This is a genomic window from Pseudomonas sp. Mn2068, from assembly GCF_049319725.1.
Lineage (GTDB): Bacteria > Pseudomonadota > Gammaproteobacteria > Pseudomonadales > Pseudomonadaceae > Aquipseudomonas > Aquipseudomonas gingeri.
This window is the reverse complement of sequence record NZ_JBMOUG010000004.1, coordinates 325258-343083: the sequence shown is the minus strand read 5'-3', so window position 1 is coordinate 343083 and position 17826 is coordinate 325258. Positions and strand designations below refer to the sequence as shown.

The window sequence follows — 17826 nt, the reverse complement described above, 5'->3', positions numbered from 1 at the left end:
AATCAATGCGTAGAGCCAGTAAAGGTTTCACCCTGATCGAGTTGATGATTGCCGTGGCGGTTGTCGGGATTCTTGCCGCTATCGCCTATCCAAACTACACCGCCTACGTGCAGCGCACTCATCGCTACGAAATTGCCGAATTGCTCTACGAGCAGGCGCAGGCGCTGGAGCGTTTCTACTCGCGCAGCGCCACCGCGGCCAACCCGGTGGCTACCTACGCCGGGGCGACGGTGAGTGGCGGTAACACGTACTACACGATTGCCTCGAACCTTGCCGCGACGGGGTTCACCTTGACGGCAACCCCGATACCGGGTTCGATGATGGCCAATGATGCCTGTGGTACCTATACATTGAGCAACACCAACGCTCGAACCAACTCCGGAGCGGGCATGAGCCTCAAGGATTGCTGGGGTCGCTGAATCTGTCAGGGATGTTGTGTCGGTTTCTTTTCTGTCTGGATCAATAAATGAGTACCCAGCAACACGTAGTCATTGTCGGCGGCGGTGTGATTGGCCTTTTGACCGCATTCAACCTGGCCGGGCAGGTCGCCCGGGTAACCCTGCTTGATCGTTCCGGCCTGGGCCAGGAGTCCTCCTGGGCCGGCGGCGGGATCGTCTCGCCGTTGTACCCATGGCGCTACAGTTCGGCCGTCACGGCCCTGGCCCACTGGTCCCAGGATTTTTATCCACAACTGGGTGAGCGACTTTTCGCCAGCACCGGTGTGGATCCCGAGGTGCACACCACCGGGCTCTACTGGCTCGACTTGGATGACGAGGCCGAGGCCCTGGCCTGGGCCGAACGCGAGCAGCGCCCGTTGAGTCCTGTGGATATCTCGGCGGTCCATGACGCCGTGCCCGTCATGGGCGGGGGCTACTCCCGGGCGATCTACATGGCCAATGTCGCCAATGTGCGCAATCCGCGTCTGGTGAAATCACTCAAGGCGGCCTTGCAGGCATTGCCCAATGTCACCCTTCACGAACAGTGCGAAGTCAGCGACTTTATCCGCGAGGGCGGGAAGGTGGTCGGCGTGCAGACTGCCACAGGTGGCATTCGGGCCGACCAGGTGGTGCTGGCTGCCGGTGCCTGGAGTGGTGAACTGTTGAAGAAGCTGGGCCTGGAGCTGCCGGTCGAGCCGGTCAAGGGCCAGATGATTCTGTACAAGTGCGCGGCGGATTTTCTGCCCAGCATGATCCTCGCCAAAGGGCGTTATGCTATCCCGCGACGCGACGGCCATATCCTGATCGGCAGCACCCTGGAGCACGAGGGGTTCGACAAGACGCCGACCCTGTCTGCCCTGGAAAGCCTCAAGGCATCGGCGGTGGAGCTGATCCCGGCGCTGGCGGGCGTCGAGCCCGTTGCCCACTGGGCGGGATTGCGCCCCGGCTCGCCGGCGGGCATCCCGTTCATTGGTCGGGTCCCCGGTTTTGACGGGCTCTGGCTCAACTGCGGGCACTACCGCAACGGCCTGGTGCTGGCGCCAGCGTCCTGCCAGCTGTTTGCCGATCTGTTGCTGGGACACGAACCGATCATCGACCCGGCACCTTATGCGCCCGAGGGCCGGCTCTGAAGCTTCCCCGGTGATCCTGGAAACCCAACCCTGTAGGAGCCTGGCTTGCCAGCGATAAAGCCAGTGGGAGCTGCATCGATCTTGCGGCCGCCATCGCCGGCAAGCCGGCTCCCACGGGATTCGGGCTGGGCGTGGAGTCCGTGTCCGAGCACAAACAATGTAGGAGCCTGGCTTGCCAGCGATGAGGCCGGTGGGAACTGCATTGATCTTGCGGCCGCCATCGCCGGCAAGCCGGCTCCCGCAGGGGCTGTGTCAATCAATGAGCGTTTAATCCAGCCCCAGTTTCTTGAGGCGATATCGCATCGAGCGGAATGACAGGTTCAGTCGCTGGGCCGCCGCGGTGCGGTTCCAGCGGGTTTCCTCCAGGGCCTGGAGGATCAGCTTGCGCTCGATGCTTTCCAGGTAGTCTTCCAGGTTATCGATCTGCGCTAGGCTCGGCTCCCCGGGCTCGGCGTTATTGCCCTCGGCTTGCGCCAGTCGCAGGTCGCTGGCTTCGATCTGCTCGTTTTCGCACAGGGTGTAGGCTCGTTCGAGCATATTCTCCAGTTCGCGCACGTTACCGGGAAAGCGATAACCCTTGAGGGTATCCAGGGCATGGGGATGCAACCTGGCGGCAGGTTGCCCGCTGCCCGAGGCCAGGCGCTTGAGCACATTGGTCGCCAGTGGCTCGATATCGTCGCGGCGTTCGCGCAGCGAGGGCACCCGCAGCTCGATGACGTTCAGCCGGTAATACAGGTCCTGGCGAAAGCGTCCGGCGCTGACTTCGCCGTTCAGGTCCTTGTGGGTGGCGCACAGGATCCGCACATCCACCACTTCCTCCTGCTGACCGCCGACACTGCGCACGGCCTTCTCCTGGATCGCCCGCAGCAGCTTGACCTGCATGGCCAGGGGCAGGTCGGCGACCTCATCGAGAAACAGGGTGCCGCCGTTGGCGGCCTGGAACAATCCGGGCTTGTCTTCGACGGCACCGCTGAAGCTGCCTTTGCGATGGCCGAAAAACTCGCTTTCCATCAGCTCCGAAGGAATCGCCCCGCAGTTGACCGGCACGAACGGGCGCTCGGCGCGGGGCCCTTGCTCGTGGATCAGGTGTGCCACCAGTTCCTTGCCGCTGCCTGATTCGCCACTGATATACACCGGCGCCTGACTGCGGGCCAGCTTGTCGATCTGCTTGCGCAGGGCGCGCATCGGCAACGAATCGCCCAGCAGACGGTTATCGATGGGCGGCGGTTTTTCACCGGCCAGCGGCAGGCGCAAGGCACTGGCGACCAACTCCCGCAGGCGGGCGAGGTCCACCGGCTTGGTCAGGAAGTCGAAGGCGCCGGACTTGAGGGCGTTGATTGCGGTGTCCAGGCTGCCGTAGGCGGTGATCATCGCCACGGGCACCTGGGGGTGGCGCTGCTGGATGTGCTGGACCAGTTCCAGCCCCGTACCGTCCGGCAGGCGCATGTCGGTCAGGCACAGGTCGAAGCTGTCCCGGGCCAGTTTTTCCCGGGCTTCGCCGACGTTGCGGGCGCTCTGGGTATCGAGTTTCATCCGGCCCAGAGTGATTTCCAGGAGTTCGCGGATATCCGGCTCATCATCGACGATCAGGATCTTTTGCCGTGGGCTCATGTTCAACTCTGTTTGCGTGCGTGAGCGAAGGTGATGCGAAAGCAACTGCCGCCTTGGCGCCTGGAGTAGTCCAGGCGGGCCTGGTTGCTTTCGCATAACTCGCGGGACAGGTACAGGCCCAGGCCCGTGCCCTGGCTTTCGGTGGTGAAGAACGGCTCGAACAGGTGCTGCAGCTGTTCGGGGGCGACGCCGGGGCCATTATCCAGTACTTCCAGGGTCGGCAGTTCATTCTTCTGTTCCAGCGACAGCTTCAGCCAGACCTCGGCCTGATCATGCAACTGGGCACTGTAGCGCAGGCCGTTTTCCAGCAGGTTGTTCAATACCTGTGTCAACTGTAGCGGGTCGGCGCGGGTTTGCAGCCAGGCACTGCCGATCTCCAGGTGGAGTTGCTGGTTCGGTCGGGCCCGTTCGCGCCATTCGCTGACAAAGGTCTCCAGCCAGGTGCCCAGGTCGAGCAACTGCGGTTCGGCGGGTCGCCGACGGGACAGCTGGAGTACATTCTCGATCACCAGATTCATGCGCTTGGACTGATCCTGGATTATTTGCGTGAGACGCCGGTCAGGACCTTGCAGTTCCTCCGACTCCTGCAGCAGCTGGGCGGCGTGGCTGACGGCACCCAGGGGGTTGCGGATTTCGTGGGCGATACCGGCGGTCAGGCGGCCCAGGGCTGCGAGCTTGAGTTGCTGGGCCTGTTGGGCGATCTGCGACAGGTCCTCGAGGAAAACCAGCGTTTGCTGTTGCTCACCACGCTGCAGTGCGATGAACGCGGGCTGCAGCACGGCGCTGCCACCGGCGATTTTCAGGCTTTGCGGGCGCAACGTGGGATTGCTTTGCCACAGGCGCAGGCGGGCGATCAGCTCTGGCGAGCAGCTTTCGATCGATTGCCCGATGACATCGGTCTGGCCCAGCAGTGCGAGGACGCTGGGGTTGGCCAGTTGGGCGCGGTACTCGGCATCGAGTACCAGGATGCCGGTGCGCATGCGTTGCAGTATCAGTGCATTGAGCGCTTCGAGGTTGGTCACGTCACTGGCGCGCTGTTCGGCCAGGGTATCGCTCACGATCAGCAGGCGGGTCAGGCCCTGGACGAGCAGCGCCGCGGCAAAGCACAGGGCACCGAGCAGCCCGGCCTGTACGTAGTAGTTGGCGGCTGCCGGGCGGCTGAAGCTCAGGTAGAAGGTCAGGTAGATAATGCCGATGGCCGATACGGCGGCAATCAACAGGCCGATACGGCCACGCAGCAGCACGTTGCTGATCGCCACCGAGGCGATCAGCAGGTTGCCGATCCCGCTGGGTGTGCCGCCGGCGGCATAGAACAGGCCGGAGAGCATGATGGCGTCGGCCAGCGCCAGGCTGAAGACCTGGGCCTGGCGCTTGGGGTTTTCCAGCAGCACCACTACCAGGATATTCAGGATCAGGTAGATCCAGCTGCCTGTGCGAAACAGCTCGCCGTCGGCCAGCTCCAGCAACTTGTCGTCCATCTTGCTGGAAATCAGCAGGACCAGGGCCACGCCGATGCTCAGGCGATACAGGTGATAGAGCCGCAGCAGGCGTTGTGCCTGGGAGCCTTCGAGACTGAGGGTCTCAGCGGTCACGAGCGCCCGGGCCTTGCTCGAGATGGGCCTGGCTGCAATACCACTGCTGTTGCTGGCTCAGGGCGCGGTCGCGGGGCAGGTGCACGCCGCAGTGCGCGCAACGCACCATGGGCGGGGCATTCAGCTCGTCGGAGGGGCGGGCGGCGGTTTCGGCCCGTTTGAATTTGCGCCAGAACCATATGGCGGCAGCGATCAGAGCAATCCAGAACAGTAAACGAACCATGGCGACCAGCTATTCGGCGAGTGATCCGGCAGTTTAGCCAAGCTCATGACGGGCGCACAGAGCAATTACCGCGGGCCGGGCCAAAGATAAAAAAAAGAGCCCATAAGGGCTCTCTTTTGAACAGATGTCGATGTTTGCGCGAGGATAGCGGTGAATGTCACACCGCTATCGCCAGCAAGCCGGCTCCCACGACTCAGTCGAACACACCGAAGGTCATGTAGCTGAACCACGAACGGTTGCTGTTGCTGCCCTCGGCTTCATGCTGTTCTTCTTCAACGGCATCGCCTTCAGTCGGCTTCAGGTCTGACGGGATCGCATCCTTGGCATCCTGGAACTGTTTCAGCACGTCCTGGTTGGCGCGGGTTTCTCCCGGTGGCAGCGGCGGACGGGATTCGATCAGGCCCAGGGTGGCCTTGCTCAGCCAGGAGCGGTTGTCCGCCTCGGCGACGCGTGGCACGAACTGGCCGTCGACCAGGCTCGGGTGATTCGGGTAGTTGGCCTTCAGGACTTCCAGGCTGCTGGCAGCCAGTTCATCCAGGTGCAGGCGCTGGTAGGACTCGACCATCACCGCCAGGCCGTCACCGACCGAAGGGGTTTCCTGGAAGTTCTCCACCACGTAGCGACCGCGGTTGGCCGCGGCGACGTAGGCCTGGCGGGTCAGGTAGTAGTCGGCCACGTGGATCTCGTAGGACGCCAGCAGGTTGCGCAGGTAGATCATGCGCTGCTTGGCGTCCGGCGCGTAGCGGCTGTTCGGGTAGCGGCTGGTGAGCTGGGCGAACTCGTTGTAGGAGTCGCGGGCGGCACCCGGGTCACGCTTGGTCATGTCCAGCGGCAGGAAGCGCGCCAGCAGGCCCACGTCCTGGTCGAAAGAGGTCAGGCCCTTGAGGTAGTAGGCATAATCCACGTTCGGGTGCTGCGGGTGCAGGCGGATAAAACGCTCTGCCGCAGACTTGGCCGCTTCCGGCTCGGCGTTCTTGTAGTTGGCGTAGATCAGTTCGAGCTGGGCCTGGTCGGCGTAGCGGCCGAACGGATAGCGCGACTCCAGGGCCTTGAGCTTGGCGGTGGCGCTGGTATAGCTGTGGTTGTCCAGGTCGGCCTGCGCCTGCTGGTACAGCTCGACTTCGCTCAGGTTTTCGTCAACGACTTCCTTCGATGAGCAAGCAGCGGTCAGTGCGAGGATGGCGATCAGCAGCAGGTGTTTCACTTGCATGGCGGCTTGCGTCCCTATGACGGCCGCTGTCTTGGGCGGGGCCGTCCTGTTATGATGAGTGCCCCGTTGAAAGCCTCGGGGCAAAAGACGCCGTATTTAACCACAAGCGCGCAGCCGAAACCAAAGGCTGTGCCGACGCCTAGTCCGAGCATGTCCGATAAAATTGAACTTCGCGCAGAGGTGCCGTCCGAACTGGGCGGCCAACGCCTCGATCAAGTCGCCGCACAACTATTCGCCGAGCACTCGCGCTCGCGCCTTTCCGCCTGGATCAAAGACGGCCGCCTGACTGTGGATGGAGCGGTCATCCGCCCGCGAGACATCGTCCATGGCGGCGCCATCCTCGAGCTGACCGCCGAGCAGGAGGCCCAGGGCGAATGGATCGCCCAGGACATCGAGCTCGATATCGTCTATGAAGACGACGATATCCTGGTCATCAACAAGCCCGCGGGCCTGGTGGTGCACCCGGCTGCCGGGCATGCCGATGGCACCCTGCTCAATGCCTTGCTGCACCACGTGCCGGATATCATCAATGTGCCGCGCGCGGGCATCGTGCATCGCCTGGACAAGGACACCACCGGCCTGATGGTCGTGGCCAAGACCATTCAGGCGCAGACGCAGCTCGTCACGCAATTGCAGAGTCGCAGCGTCAGCCGCATCTATGAGTGCATCGTGATCGGTGTGGTGACGGCGGGTGGCAAGATCAACGCACCGATCGGTCGGCACGGCCAGCAGCGTCAGCGCATGGCGGTGATGGAAGGCGGCAAGCAGGCGGTGAGTCACTATCGCGTGCTCGAGCGTTTCCGCTCCCATACCCATGTCCGGGTGAAGCTGGAAACCGGGCGTACGCACCAGATCCGTGTGCATATGGCTCACATCAACTTCCCGTTGGTCGGTGATCCGGCCTACGGCGGACGTTTCCGCATCCCGCCGGCCGCAAGCATGACCATGGTCGAGTCGTTGAAGAACTTCCCGCGCCAGGCCTTGCACGCACGCTTCCTGGAACTGGACCATCCGACGACCGGTCAGCGCATGAGCTGGGAATCGCCACTGCCGGATGACTTCGTCTGGTTGCTGTCGCTGCTCAAGCAGGATCGCGAGGCGTTCATCGGGTGAGTGACTTCCTGATTCCCGACTGGCCTGCGCCGGCAAGGGTCAGGTCCTGTGTCACTACCCGGGCGGGCGGTGTCAGCCTGGCACCGTTCGATAGCCTGAATCTCGGCGATCATGTCGACGATGATCCGCTGGCGGTCGCGGAAAACCGTCGACGTCTCAATAGCGCCTTCGATATCCGTCCGGCCTGGTTGCGCCAGGTGCATGGGGTGGTGGTGGTCGAGGCCGATCCGGCGGTGACCGCCGAGGCCGATGGCAGCTGGACTGCGACACCAGGGGTTGCCTGCACGGCGATGACCGCTGATTGTCTGCCGGCCCTGTTCTGTGATCGTGCCGGTACCCGTGTGGCGGCGGCCCATGCCGGTTGGCGCGGCCTGGCGGCGGGAGTGCTGGAAGCGACCGCCGATAGCCTCGACGTGCCCGCCTCGGAGATTCTGGTCTGGCTTGGCCCGGCCATCGGCCCAGAGGCCTTCGAAGTGGGGGCCGAGGTCCGCGAAGCCTTTGTCTCGGGCCATCCCCAAGCCAGCGATGCCTTTGTTCCCAGCCGCAACGCCGGGCGCTTCATGGCGGACATCTATGCCCTGGCCCGCCTGCGTCTGGCGGCACGGGGGATCACGGCAGTCCATGGCGGTGGCTTCTGCACGGTTTCCGATCCGCGCTTCTATTCCTATCGGCGCAGCCCGCGCACCGGTCGTTTTGCTTCCCTGATCTGGCTCGAAGGCTAGACTCTCCTGATCTGCGTCAATTGTCCGACGCTTGAAACTCCCAGAATCGACCGCATCTATAGGGACATCTGGCAGGTTTCTTCATTCAGGTGTGTCCATCGCTCCGGCCTGCTCAAAAGGAAGGTGAAAAATGCGTATAGACCGATTGACCAGCAAATTGCAGTTGGCATTGTCCGATGCCCAGTCCCTGGCCGTAGGCCTCGATCATCCGGCCATCGAGCCCGCTCACTTGATGCAGGCGTTGCTGGAGCAGCAGGGTGGTTCGATCAAACCCCTGCTGATGCAGGTAGGCTTCGAGGTCAACAGCCTGCGCAAGGAGTTGAGCAAGGAGCTCGACCAGTTGCCGAAAATCCAGAATCCCACCGGCGACGTGAACATGTCGCAGGATCTCGCGCGGCTGTTGAACCAGGCTGACCGGCTGGCCCAGCAGAAGGGCGATCAATTCATCTCCAGCGAACTGGTGCTGCTCGCCGCCATGGACGAGAACAGCAAGCTTGGCAAGTTACTGCTGGGTCAGGGCGTCAGCAAGAAGGCCCTGGAGAACGCGATCACCAACCTGCGCGGTGGCGCGGCAGTCAATGACGCCAACGTCGAGGAGTCGCGCCAGGCCCTGGACAAGTACACCGTCGACCTGACCAAGCGTGCCGAAGAGGGCAAGCTCGATCCGGTGATCGGTCGTGACGACGAAATCCGTCGCACGATCCAGGTGCTGCAACGGCGGACCAAGAACAACCCGGTGTTGATCGGCGAGCCCGGCGTGGGCAAGACCGCGATCGCCGAAGGCCTGGCCCAGCGCATCATCAATGGCGAAGTGCCCGACGGCCTGAAGGGCAAGCGCCTGCTGTCGCTGGACATGGGGGCGCTGATTGCCGGGGCGAAGTACCGGGGCGAGTTCGAAGAGCGCCTGAAGTCGCTGCTCAATGAGCTGTCGAAGCAGGAAGGGCAGATCATTCTGTTCATCGACGAATTGCACACCATGGTCGGCGCCGGCAAGGGCGAAGGCTCGATGGATGCAGGCAACATGCTCAAGCCGGCGCTGGCCCGCGGCGAGCTGCACTGCGTCGGGGCGACCACGCTCAACGAGTATCGCCAGTATATAGAGAAGGACGCGGCCCTCGAGCGGCGCTTCCAGAAGGTCCTGGTGGACGAGCCGAGCGAGGAAGACACCATTGCCATCCTGCGCGGCCTGAAGGAACGCTATGAGGTTCACCACAAGGTGGCGATCACCGATGGCGCAATCATTGCCGCGGCCAAGCTCAGTCATCGCTACATCACCGATCGCCAGTTGCCGGACAAGGCCATCGACCTGATCGATGAGGCCGCCAGCCGCATCCGCATGGAAATCGATTCCAAGCCGGAAGTGCTGGACCGCCTGGAGCGTCGCCTGATTCAGCTCAAGGTCGAATCCCAGGCGCTGAAGAAGGAAGACGATGAGGCGGCGATCAAGCGCCTGGAAAAACTCCAGGAAGAAATTGTCCGTCTGGAGCGCGAGTACGCCGACCTGGAAGAAATCTGGACTTCGGAAAAAGCCGAAGTGCAGGGTTCTGCGCAGATCCAGCAGAAAATCGAGCAGTCGCGCCAGGAGTTGGAAGCCGCCCGCCGCAAGGGTGACCTCAATCGCATGGCCGAACTTCAGTACGGGGTGATCCCGGACCTCGAGCGCAGCCTGCAGATGGTCGACCAGCATGGCCAGAGCGAAAACCAGTTGCTGCGCAGCAAGGTGACCGAGGAAGAAATTGCCGAGGTCGTTTCCAAGTGGACCGGTATTCCGGTGTCGAAGATGCTCGAAGGCGAGCGCGACAAGCTGCTGAAGATGGAAAGCCTGCTGCACCAGCGCGTTATCGGTCAGGAGGAAGCGGTAGTGGCTGTCGCCAATGCGGTACGGCGTTCCCGTGCCGGGTTGTCCGACCCGAACCGGCCGAGCGGCTCGTTCATGTTCCTCGGCCCGACCGGCGTGGGCAAGACCGAGCTGTGCAAAGCCCTGGCCGAATTCCTGTTCGACACCGAAGAGGCGATGGTGCGGATCGATATGTCCGAGTTCATGGAGAAACACTCCGTGGCTCGCCTGATCGGTGCGCCACCGGGCTATGTGGGCTATGAAGAGGGCGGTTACCTGACCGAGGCGGTACGCCGCAAGCCTTACTCCGTCATCCTGCTGGACGAGGTCGAGAAGGCCCATCCCGATGTGTTCAACATTTTGCTGCAGGTGCTGGAAGACGGTCGCCTGACGGACAGCCATGGTCGTACCGTGGATTTCCGCAACACGGTCATCGTGATGACTTCCAACCTGGGCTCGGTACAGATCCAGGAGCTGGTGGGCGATCGTGAGGCGCAGCGGGCAGCGGTGATGGATGCGCTGGGTAGTCATTTCCGGCCGGAGTTCATCAACCGGGTCGACGAAGTGGTGATCTTCGAGCCGTTGGCGCGGGATCAGATCGCCGGTATCACCGAGATCCAGTTGGGCCGCCTGCGTGGACGCCTGGCCGAGCGCGAGCTGAAGCTGGAGTTGAGCGCCGAGGCCATGGACAAGCTGATCGCCGTCGGTTACGACCCGGTCTATGGTGCGCGGCCGCTCAAGCGGGCCATCCAGCGCTGGATCGAGAACCCGTTGGCACAGTTGATCCTGTCGGGGCGCTTTGTCCCCGGGGCGAGCGTTACGGGCACGGTGGAAAACGATGAGATCGTCTTTGCCTGAGGTCCGCGATCACTTGTAGGAACTGGCTTGCCGGCGATGGCGTGCGCAAGGACGATGCAGGGCTCATAGGCCCTATCGCCGGCAAGCGGGCTCCCACAGGATTTCGGAAAGCTTTTTTTCGGTAGGGCGTTGAACTCAAAGAAAAAGGCTTGTAAAGTGCGCCCCGCAGTACGGTCACCCCGGATTTCCCTCCCCAGGGGAATTCCTGAAAAAAGATTGCAAATCATTGTCTTGAAAGCAATTTAGGGGGTTGACAGGGTGGTTTAAGGTTGTAGAATAGCGCGCCTCAGACACGCGAACGCAGCGATGCGAACGAGTCGAAGAGTAAGCTTCCAGCGATGGGAGTGAGCGTTGGATGTAAGAGTTGTAACTTGAAATATGTAGTTCCGTGATAGCTCAGTCGGTAGAGCAAATGACTGTTAATCATTGGGTCCCAGGTTCGAGTCCTGGTCACGGAGCCAATTTCAAACCGGGGTATAGCGCAGTCCGGTAGCGCGCCTGCTTTGGGAGCAGGATGTCAGGAGTTCGAATCCCCTTACCCCGACCATTTTTGGGTCGTTAGCTCAGTTGGTAGAGCAGTTGGCTTTTAACCAATTGGTCGTAGGTTCGAATCCCACACGACCCACCATTTTTGAAACCAGTTAGCGCTGGAATCGAATCTTAAGATCAGAGGCCAAAAGCGCTGATCGAAGAAGGCGCCTTTTAATTTCAAAACTAAAAGGTGCCTTTTTTTTACCGGGGTATAGCGCAGTCCGGTAGCGCGCCTGCTTTGGGAGCAGGATGTCAGGAGTTCGAATCCCCTTACCCCGACCATATTCAGAAAAAAAGCACCCGCAAGGGTGCTTTTTTTTTGCGGTCGAATTCAAGGAATGGGCCGGGGGGAGGGGGATTCTCGCCGCGCTCATGCTGCCTTTTGTTCTGGTCCTTGTAGAGCCTCGGGTGTTGAAGGGCGGAGGGCTGCGCTTCAGTCTGCGGTTCTCATCGAGTGGTTGGGCCGGCAATTACCTTAAAGCCATGCGGGCAGATAAATGGCATAATTTAGTTTTTTGATTATGGGCCTTAAGGGGTGTCATCCTGGGCCGCCATGGTGCCATGGCCCGCAGGCTGGCGTTTTCAGTGCAGACGGCTATTCGTATCGGGGCTGCCAGGATGAGCTTGTTGGTTTGTCGTTTGTATGCAGAAATGGCCTCCGGGGGGTTGATGCGATGTGTGGCAGGCACGGCGTGAGCGTGGCCAGGAAAATGCAGGACGGATATGCGAAGGAAAACATCAGCAACAGGTGATGAACCCCGGTTAGTTGAAGTTTGAATCGTTCAAGAGTTGAATGGGAGTTTTACCTGATGTCGGGCATCAAGCACGCGAGTGTTGGCAAGTTCAAAAGCAGAGAAGCTCTAATTGGTATCGTCGGGCTAGGTTATGTCGGTCTGCCGCTGATGTTGCGTTACAACGCTATCGGGTTTCGTGTGCTGGGCATCGATATCGATGAAGCCAAGGTCTCTCGCCTGAATGCTGGGCAAAGCTATATCGAGCATATTCCCGCGGAAAAAATACACGCTGCTCGTCAAAGCGGTTTCGAGGCCACCACTGATTTTCAGCGGGCCAGCGAATGTGATGCATTGATTCTGTGTGTGCCAACCCCTCTGAACAAGTACCGTGAACCGGACATGAGCTTCGTGATCAACACCACCGAAGCCATAAAACCCTATTTGCGCGAGGGGCAGGTCGTCTCTCTGGAAAGCACCACTTATCCGGGGACTACGGAAGAAGAGCTGCTTCCGCGCGTCGAGGAAGGCGGGTTGAAAGTCGGTGAGAACATTTTCCTGGTCTATTCGCCCGAGCGTGAAGATCCAGGCAATCCGGACTTTGAGACTCGCACCATTCCCAAGGTGATCGGTGGACATACCCCAGCCTGCCTGGAGGTGGGGGTTGCCTTGTACGAGCAGGCGATTGATCGCGTGGTCTCCGTCAGTTCCACCAAGGCCGCGGAGATGACCAAGCTGCTTGAAAATATCCACCGTGCGGTGAATATCGGCCTGGTCAACGAGATGAAAGTGGTCGCCGATCGAATGGGGATCGATATCTTTGAGGTGGTCGACGCGGCTGCTACCAAGCCTTTCGGCTTCACTCCGTATTACCCTGGCCCGGGCCTGGGTGGGCATTGCATCCCGATTGATCCGTTTTACCTGACCTGGAAGGCTCGTGAGTACGGCTTGCACACGCGCTTCATCGAGCTCTCCGGCGAGGTCAACCAGGCCATGCCCGAGTATGTGGTCGGTAAACTGATGGATGGTCTCAACAACAGCAGCAAGGCCCTTAAGGGCAGCAAGGTGCTGGTACTCGGTATTGCCTACAAGAAAAACGTGGACGATATGCGCGAGTCGCCTTCCGTTGAAATCATGGAACTGCTTGAGGCCAAGGGGTGTGTGGTGGCTTATAGCGATCCACATGTCCCGGTTTTCCCCAAGATGCGTGAGCACCACTTCGACCTGTCCAGTGAAGCGCTGACAGTTGAAAACCTTGCCAGTTTCGATGCCGTTGTCCTGGCCACTGATCACGATAAATTCGACTATGAGCTGATTCGCCAGCATGCACGCCTGGTGATCGATAGTCGCGGCAAGTACCGTGTCCCTGAAGCTCATATCATCAAAGCCTGATTGCTGGAGTGTTCCTCTTGAAACGTTTCGCCCTTATCGGCGCCGCCGGTTACATCGCTCCAAGGCACATGCGCGCAATCAAAGACACGGCCAACGAGTTGGTGTCGGCCTATGACATCAATGATTCCGTGGGGATCATTGACAGCCTGTCGCCACAGAGCGAGTTCTTTACCGAGTTCGAGCGTTTCATCGAGCACGCCTGGCAGCTCAAGCGTAATCCGGGTACTGCCTTGGACTACGTGTCGATCTGTTCGCCAAACTATCTGCACCATGCGCATATTGCAGCCGGCTTGCGCCTTGGCTGCGATGTGATTTGCGAGAAGCCGCTGGTACCCACTCCTGAAATACTGGATGAGCTTGCCCTGGTCGAGCGCGAGACAGGCAAGCGTGTGTACAACATCCTGCAACTGCGTCATCACCAGGCCATTCTCGATCTCAAGGAGAAGGTGGCGGGAGAGGCCCGCGACGGCAAATACGATGTGGAACTTACCTACATCACCTCGCGCGGCAAGTGGTACATGGAGAGCTGGAAGGGCGATCCGCGCAAGTCCTATGGGGTCGCAACCAACATCGGTGTGCACTTCTACGACATGCTGCATTTCATCTTCGGCAAACTGCAGCGTAACGTTGTGCACTTCGCCAATGACTACAAGGCTGCGGGCTACCTGGAGTACGAAAAAGCGCGTGTGCGCTGGTTCCTGTCGATCGATGCCCAGGATTTGCCGGACTCGGTCAAGGGGCAGAAATCAACGTATCGATCCATCACGGTCGATGGTGAGGAGATGGAGTTCTCCGAGGGCTTTACCGACCTGCATACCACCAGCTACCGGGAAATTCTTGCCGGTCGTGGTTATGGTATTGAAGACGCGCGTCACTGCGTGGAGACGGTGAACACCATTCGCTCGTCTGCCATCGTTGCGCCGCAGAACGGAGAGGGCCACCCTTTCCTTGCAATCTTGAATCGCTGAGGCGGGCATGAATTATCAGGTTCATCCTTCAGCCATTGTCGATGAGGGTGCGCAGATTGGCGATGGTTCGCGGGTTTGGCACTTCGTGCATGTCTGCGGTGGCGCGCGTATCGGCAGGGGGGTGTCCCTTGGGCAGAACGTCTTCGTGGGCAACAAGGTGGTCATCGGAGATAACTGCAAGATCCAGAACAACGTTTCGGTCTACGACAACGTGACCCTGGAAGAAGGTGTGTTCTGTGGGCCGAGCATGGTGTTTACCAATGTCTATAACCCGCGCTCGTTGATCGAACGCAAGAGCGAGTACCGCGATACCCTGGTCAGGAAGGGGGTCACCCTGGGGGCCAACTGCACCATCGTGTGTGGTGTCACTATTGGTGAATATGCTTTTGTCGGCGCCGGGGCCGTGATCAACAAGTCCGTGCCGGCCTACGCCTTGATGGTGGGGGTGCCGGCTCGGCAGATCGGCTGGATGAGTGAGTTTGGCGAACAGTTGGACTTACCCCTGGAAGGCAATGGGATCGCTGTCTGCGAGCACAGTGGTGCGCGTTATGTGTTGAGCGGGAAAACGCTTGTCAAGGAGTCCGGGCAGTGATCGAGTTTATTGACCTCAAGATACAGCAGGCCAGAATCAAGGACAGGATCGATGCTGGCATCCAGCGTGTCCTGGCCCATGGGCAATACATCCTCGGGCCGGAAGTGGCGGAACTGGAGGAGCGGCTCGCCGCTTTTGTCGGAGCCAAGTACTGCATCACCTGCGCCAATGGTACCGATGCCTTGCAGATCGCCCAAATGGCTCTGGGCATAGGGCCGGGTGATGAAGTGATCACACCGGGTTTCACCTATATCGCTACCGCGGAAACTGTTGCCCTGCTGGGGGCCAAGCCAATATATGTTGATGTCGATCCGCGCACCTACAACCTTGACCCGCTTTTGCTGGAAGCGGCGATAACGCCGCGTACCAAAGCCATCATTCCGGTTTCCCTGTATGGGCAATGTGCGGATTTTGATGCGATCAATGCTATCGCTGCCAAATATGGCATTCCAGTGATCGAGGATGCGGCGCAGAGCTTTGGTGCAACCTACAAGGGGCGTCGTTCCTGCAATCTGACAACGATTGCCTGTACCAGTTTTTTCCCGAGCAAGCCGCTGGGTTGCTACGGTGATGGTGGGGCGATATTTACCAATGATGAGCAACTGGCTGTTGTCATGCGGCAGATCGCCCGGCATGGCCAGGATCGCCGTTATCACCACGTGCGTGTAGGGGTGAACAGCCGCCTGGATACGCTTCAGGCCGCCATTCTGTTGCCCAAGCTGGAAATCTTTGACGAAGAGTTGATGCTGCGTCAGCGGATCGCCGAGCGCTACAGCATCCTGCTCGATGAGGCCGGCATTGCCGCGCCCTACATTGAGGCTGGCAATATCAGTGCCTGGGCCCAGTTTACAGTGCAGGTGAGCGCGCGCGATCGGGTTCAGGAGCACCTCAAGGCGCTCGGTGTGCCTACCGCCGTGCATTATCCGATTCCTCTCAATCGTCAGCCGGCAGTCAGGGACGAAATAGCCGAGCTGCCCATAGGTGATGCTGCCGCCTCCAGAGTGATGAGCTTGCCGATGCATCCGTATATTGATGATTCATCGCTGCTGTCCATTGTTCATGCCTTGAGCGAAAGTCAGAGCGCATGAGTCGCAAGGCGCTGGCATTTGGTTGCGGCTCGCTTCTATTGGGTAGGTTGATAGTGCTGTCAGGTGATCCTGGAGGGGTCGAACACTAGTTATGAGATTGACTCGGGTTACTGATAAAGTGGCGGTCATTTTTTAAGGTTATCTCAGTCAAGGAGATTGAAAATTAACGTTCCCTTCATTGATCTCAAGCGCTTGGAGCCTGGTTTCCACGCGGCATTGATGGAAAAGTTCCATGCAATGACGATCAACGCACAGTTCATTGGCGGTGCCGAAGTTGTTGCCCTTGAGTCACGGTTACAAGCGGAACTGCAGGTGGCCCATGCCGTGAGCTGTGCAAATGGCACCGACGCCCTTCAGCTGGCCCTGCGCGCAGTAGGTGTCGGCGAAGGGGATGTGGTGCTGGTTCCGAACGTGACCTTTTGGGCAACCTTCGAAGCGGTCGTCAACGTAGGTGCCAGGCCCATCACGATTGATGCCGACATCACCGATGGCGGGGTCAGCTTTGCGGCATTCGAGCAGGCTATTCGCGAGGCGTCACCCAAGGCCGCTATCATCGCTCACCTGTATGGTTGGGGCAGTGCTCGCCTGCAGGATTTGCGTGATCTGTGCAAGAAACACTCCGTGGCCCTGATCGAGGATGGCGCCCAGTCGTATGGCGCCGAGTTCCGTGGCGAGCCGATCTGCAAGGGCGCGCTCATTTCCACTACATCATTCTATCCTGCCAAGGTGTTGGGGGGGGCTGGTGACGGCGGCGCGGTGTTTACTGATGACGCGGCCCTGGCCGACAAGGTTCGGCGTCTCGGCAATCATGGGCGTACCGCTCATTATGGTTATGGCGACGTGGGCTGGAACTCGCGCCTGGACTCGTTGCAGGCGGCTTTCCTCAACCTTTCCCTCGATCATATCGAGCAACGTATTGCATCGCGTCGCGAATCGGTTGCGTTCTACAAAGACGCGCTGTCTTCGACAGGCATCGAGTTGATGTCCGCTCCTGCGTCTTACAAAGAGAATGGTTACTGCAACGTCTGCCTGGTGCGTGATGTGGATACCAAGAACGCATTGGAGTCCGCCCTCAAGACTGCGCAGATCGGCTTTGCGAATATCTACCCAGGTGTCATGTCTGGTCAGCCGGGAGCTGCTGCTTATATCAAGGGGCACTTCGGTGGCAAAGTCGGTGAGCAACTGTGCGCTTCTGTACTCAATCTGCCACTGTTCCCTTACATGACTGGCGAAGAGTTGCAGAGCGTAGTGTCTGTGGTTGGTACAGCGCTGTCCGGAGGTTCCCGTGGCAAATGATGTCTACATCCATCCGACGGCGAACGTCTCGGACAAGGCCAGCATTGGTAAAGGCACCAAGGTCTGGATCAATGTCCAGATCCGTGAGGAAGTAGTGATAGGCGAGAGCTGCATTCTGTCCAAGGACGTTTATGTCGATCACGCCGTAAAGATAGGAAATCGTTGCAAGATCCAAAACAGCGTTTCGGTCTATTGTGGTGTTGAGATCGGTGATGATGTTTTCGTTGGTCCCAACGCTTGTTTCACCAACGACAAAGTGCCACGCGCTTTCAATACCGACTGGTCCATCACTCCTACCTTTGTACAAAATGGTGCCAGCATCGGCGCCAACGCGACTATTGTCTGCGGTGTCACCATCGGTGAGTACGCCATGGTCGCAGCTGGTAGTGTTGTTACCAAGGATATTCCACCCTACACCTTGGTCATGGGTAATCCCGCTCGCGCGGTCGCCAAGATCGACAAAGAAGGCAATCGCGTTTCCGGAGAAGTTTGAGA

15 protein-coding genes and 4 tRNA genes are annotated in these 17826 nt (G+C 59.8%); 15 read left to right on the top strand and 4 right to left on the bottom strand.

Annotated elements, in window-relative coordinates; all coding sequences use genetic code 11:
- The first annotated feature begins 5 nt into the window (after nt 1-5).
- Together ACL9RJ_RS12255 and thiO are read left to right on the top strand one after the other, a co-directional pair.
- Nucleotides 6-419 carry a type IV pilin protein gene (locus ACL9RJ_RS12255; protein ID WP_017123472.1) on the top strand — a complete coding sequence of 138 codons (414 nt, stop codon included), beginning with the start codon at nt 6-8 and terminating at the stop codon, nt 417-419.
- Nucleotides 420-466: 47 nt separating this feature from the next.
- The gene (thiO, locus tag ACL9RJ_RS12250; RefSeq protein WP_017123473.1) at nt 467-1567 is read left to right on the top strand and encodes a glycine oxidase ThiO; all 1101 of its coding nucleotides are present in this window, start codon (nt 467-469) and stop codon (nt 1565-1567) included.
- Nucleotides 1568-1834: 267 nt separating this feature from the next.
- On the opposite strand, the gene ACL9RJ_RS12245 is transcribed toward thiO, so the two are convergent.
- The 4 genes from ACL9RJ_RS12245 to ACL9RJ_RS12230 form a co-directional block, all read right to left on the bottom strand.
- Entirely contained in the window at nt 1835-3178 is a 1344-nt protein-coding gene (locus ACL9RJ_RS12245) for a sigma-54-dependent transcriptional regulator (protein ID WP_017123474.1), read from the bottom strand.
- A gap of 2 nt (nt 3179-3180) precedes the next feature.
- Complete coding sequence (locus ACL9RJ_RS12240) at nt 3181-4770, bottom strand: sensor histidine kinase (RefSeq protein ID WP_017123475.1); 1590 nt, start codon at nt 4768-4770, stop codon at nt 3181-3183.
- On the bottom strand, nt 4760-4993 hold the full coding sequence (locus tag ACL9RJ_RS12235; RefSeq protein ID WP_017123476.1) for a PP0621 family protein: 234 nt from the start codon (nt 4991-4993) through the stop codon (nt 4760-4762). Before ACL9RJ_RS12235 ends, ACL9RJ_RS12240 begins: the two co-directional genes overlap by 11 nt.
- A 193-nt stretch (nt 4994-5186) precedes the next feature.
- Entirely contained in the window at nt 5187-6203 is a 1017-nt protein-coding gene (locus ACL9RJ_RS12230) for an outer membrane protein assembly factor BamD (protein WP_017123477.1), read from the bottom strand.
- 150 nt (nt 6204-6353) lie between these two features.
- Between ACL9RJ_RS12230 and rluD the strand changes: the two genes are divergently transcribed.
- The 13 genes from rluD to ACL9RJ_RS12165 all read left to right on the top strand — a co-directional run bounded on the left by rluD (nt 6354) and on the right by ACL9RJ_RS12165 (nt 17824).
- Nucleotides 6354-7316 (top strand): 23S rRNA pseudouridine(1911/1915/1917) synthase RluD, encoded by a 963-nt coding sequence (gene rluD, locus ACL9RJ_RS12225; protein ID WP_042934227.1) that lies wholly within the window; start codon nt 6354-6356, stop codon nt 7314-7316.
- The gene (gene pgeF, locus ACL9RJ_RS12220; protein ID WP_177116425.1) at nt 7313-8038 is read left to right on the top strand and encodes a peptidoglycan editing factor PgeF; all 726 of its coding nucleotides are present in this window, start codon (nt 7313-7315) and stop codon (nt 8036-8038) included. Before rluD ends, pgeF begins: the two co-directional genes overlap by 4 nt.
- Nucleotides 8039-8168: 130 nt before the next feature.
- The gene (clpB, locus tag ACL9RJ_RS12215) at nt 8169-10733 is read left to right on the top strand and encodes an ATP-dependent chaperone ClpB (protein ID WP_042934230.1); all 2565 of its coding nucleotides are present in this window, start codon (nt 8169-8171) and stop codon (nt 10731-10733) included.
- Between the two features lie 385 nt (nt 10734-11118).
- A tRNA-Asn gene (locus tag ACL9RJ_RS12210) sits at nt 11119-11194 on the top strand.
- 9 nt (nt 11195-11203) lie between these two features.
- Nucleotides 11204-11280 (top strand) — tRNA-Pro (locus ACL9RJ_RS12205).
- A gap of 5 nt (nt 11281-11285) precedes the next feature.
- A tRNA-Lys gene (locus ACL9RJ_RS12200) sits at nt 11286-11361 on the top strand.
- Between the two features lie 108 nt (nt 11362-11469).
- A tRNA-Pro gene (locus ACL9RJ_RS12195) sits at nt 11470-11546 on the top strand.
- Between the two features lie 527 nt (nt 11547-12073).
- Nucleotides 12074-13387: a UDP-N-acetyl-D-glucosamine 6-dehydrogenase gene (wbpA, locus tag ACL9RJ_RS12190; RefSeq protein ID WP_017123482.1), complete on the top strand. Its 1314-nt coding sequence runs from the start codon at nt 12074-12076 to the stop codon at nt 13385-13387.
- A 17-nt stretch (nt 13388-13404) separates the two neighbouring features.
- A complete protein-coding gene (gene wbpB, locus ACL9RJ_RS12185; RefSeq protein WP_017123483.1) occupies nt 13405-14355 on the top strand; it encodes a UDP-N-acetyl-2-amino-2-deoxy-D-glucuronate oxidase in 951 nt (316 codons plus the stop codon).
- 7 nt (nt 14356-14362) lie between these two features.
- Nucleotides 14363-14947, top strand: a complete 585-nt coding sequence (gene wbpD, locus ACL9RJ_RS12180; RefSeq protein ID WP_017123484.1) for a UDP-2-acetamido-3-amino-2,3-dideoxy-D-glucuronate N-acetyltransferase — start codon at nt 14363-14365, stop codon at nt 14945-14947.
- Complete coding sequence (locus ACL9RJ_RS12175) at nt 14944-16035, top strand: DegT/DnrJ/EryC1/StrS family aminotransferase (RefSeq protein WP_017123485.1); 1092 nt, start codon at nt 14944-14946, stop codon at nt 16033-16035. The genes wbpD and ACL9RJ_RS12175 overlap by 4 nt, the downstream gene beginning before the upstream one ends.
- Nucleotides 16036-16191: 156 nt before the next feature.
- Nucleotides 16192-17331, top strand: coding sequence for a DegT/DnrJ/EryC1/StrS family aminotransferase (locus ACL9RJ_RS12170; protein ID WP_422765287.1), 1140 nt, complete (start codon nt 16192-16194; stop codon nt 17329-17331).
- Nucleotides 17321-17824, top strand: a complete 504-nt coding sequence (locus ACL9RJ_RS12165; RefSeq protein ID WP_017123487.1) for an acyltransferase — start codon at nt 17321-17323, stop codon at nt 17822-17824. Before ACL9RJ_RS12170 ends, ACL9RJ_RS12165 begins: the two co-directional genes overlap by 11 nt.
- Nucleotides 17825-17826: the final 2 nt, after the last annotated feature.

Coding starts and splice junctions, on each gene's coding strand:
- ACL9RJ_RS12255 (WP_017123472.1), top strand. CDS start 6: ATGCGTAGAGCCAGTAAAGGTTTCACCCTGATCGAGTTGATGATTGCC.
- thiO (WP_017123473.1), top strand. CDS start 467: ATGAGTACCCAGCAACACGTAGTCATTGTCGGCGGCGGTGTGATTGGC.
- ACL9RJ_RS12245 (WP_017123474.1), bottom strand. CDS start 3,178: ATGAGCCCACGGCAAAAGATCCTGATCGTCGATGATGAGCCGGATATC.
- ACL9RJ_RS12235 (WP_017123476.1), bottom strand. CDS start 4,993: ATGGTTCGTTTACTGTTCTGGATTGCTCTGATCGCTGCCGCCATATGG.
- ACL9RJ_RS12230 (WP_017123477.1), bottom strand. CDS start 6,203: ATGCAAGTGAAACACCTGCTGCTGATCGCCATCCTCGCACTGACCGCT.
- rluD (WP_042934227.1), top strand. CDS start 6,354: ATGTCCGATAAAATTGAACTTCGCGCAGAGGTGCCGTCCGAACTGGGC.
- clpB (WP_042934230.1), top strand. CDS start 8,169: ATGCGTATAGACCGATTGACCAGCAAATTGCAGTTGGCATTGTCCGAT.
- wbpA (WP_017123482.1), top strand. CDS start 12,074: ATGTCGGGCATCAAGCACGCGAGTGTTGGCAAGTTCAAAAGCAGAGAA.
- wbpD (WP_017123484.1), top strand. CDS start 14,363: ATGAATTATCAGGTTCATCCTTCAGCCATTGTCGATGAGGGTGCGCAG.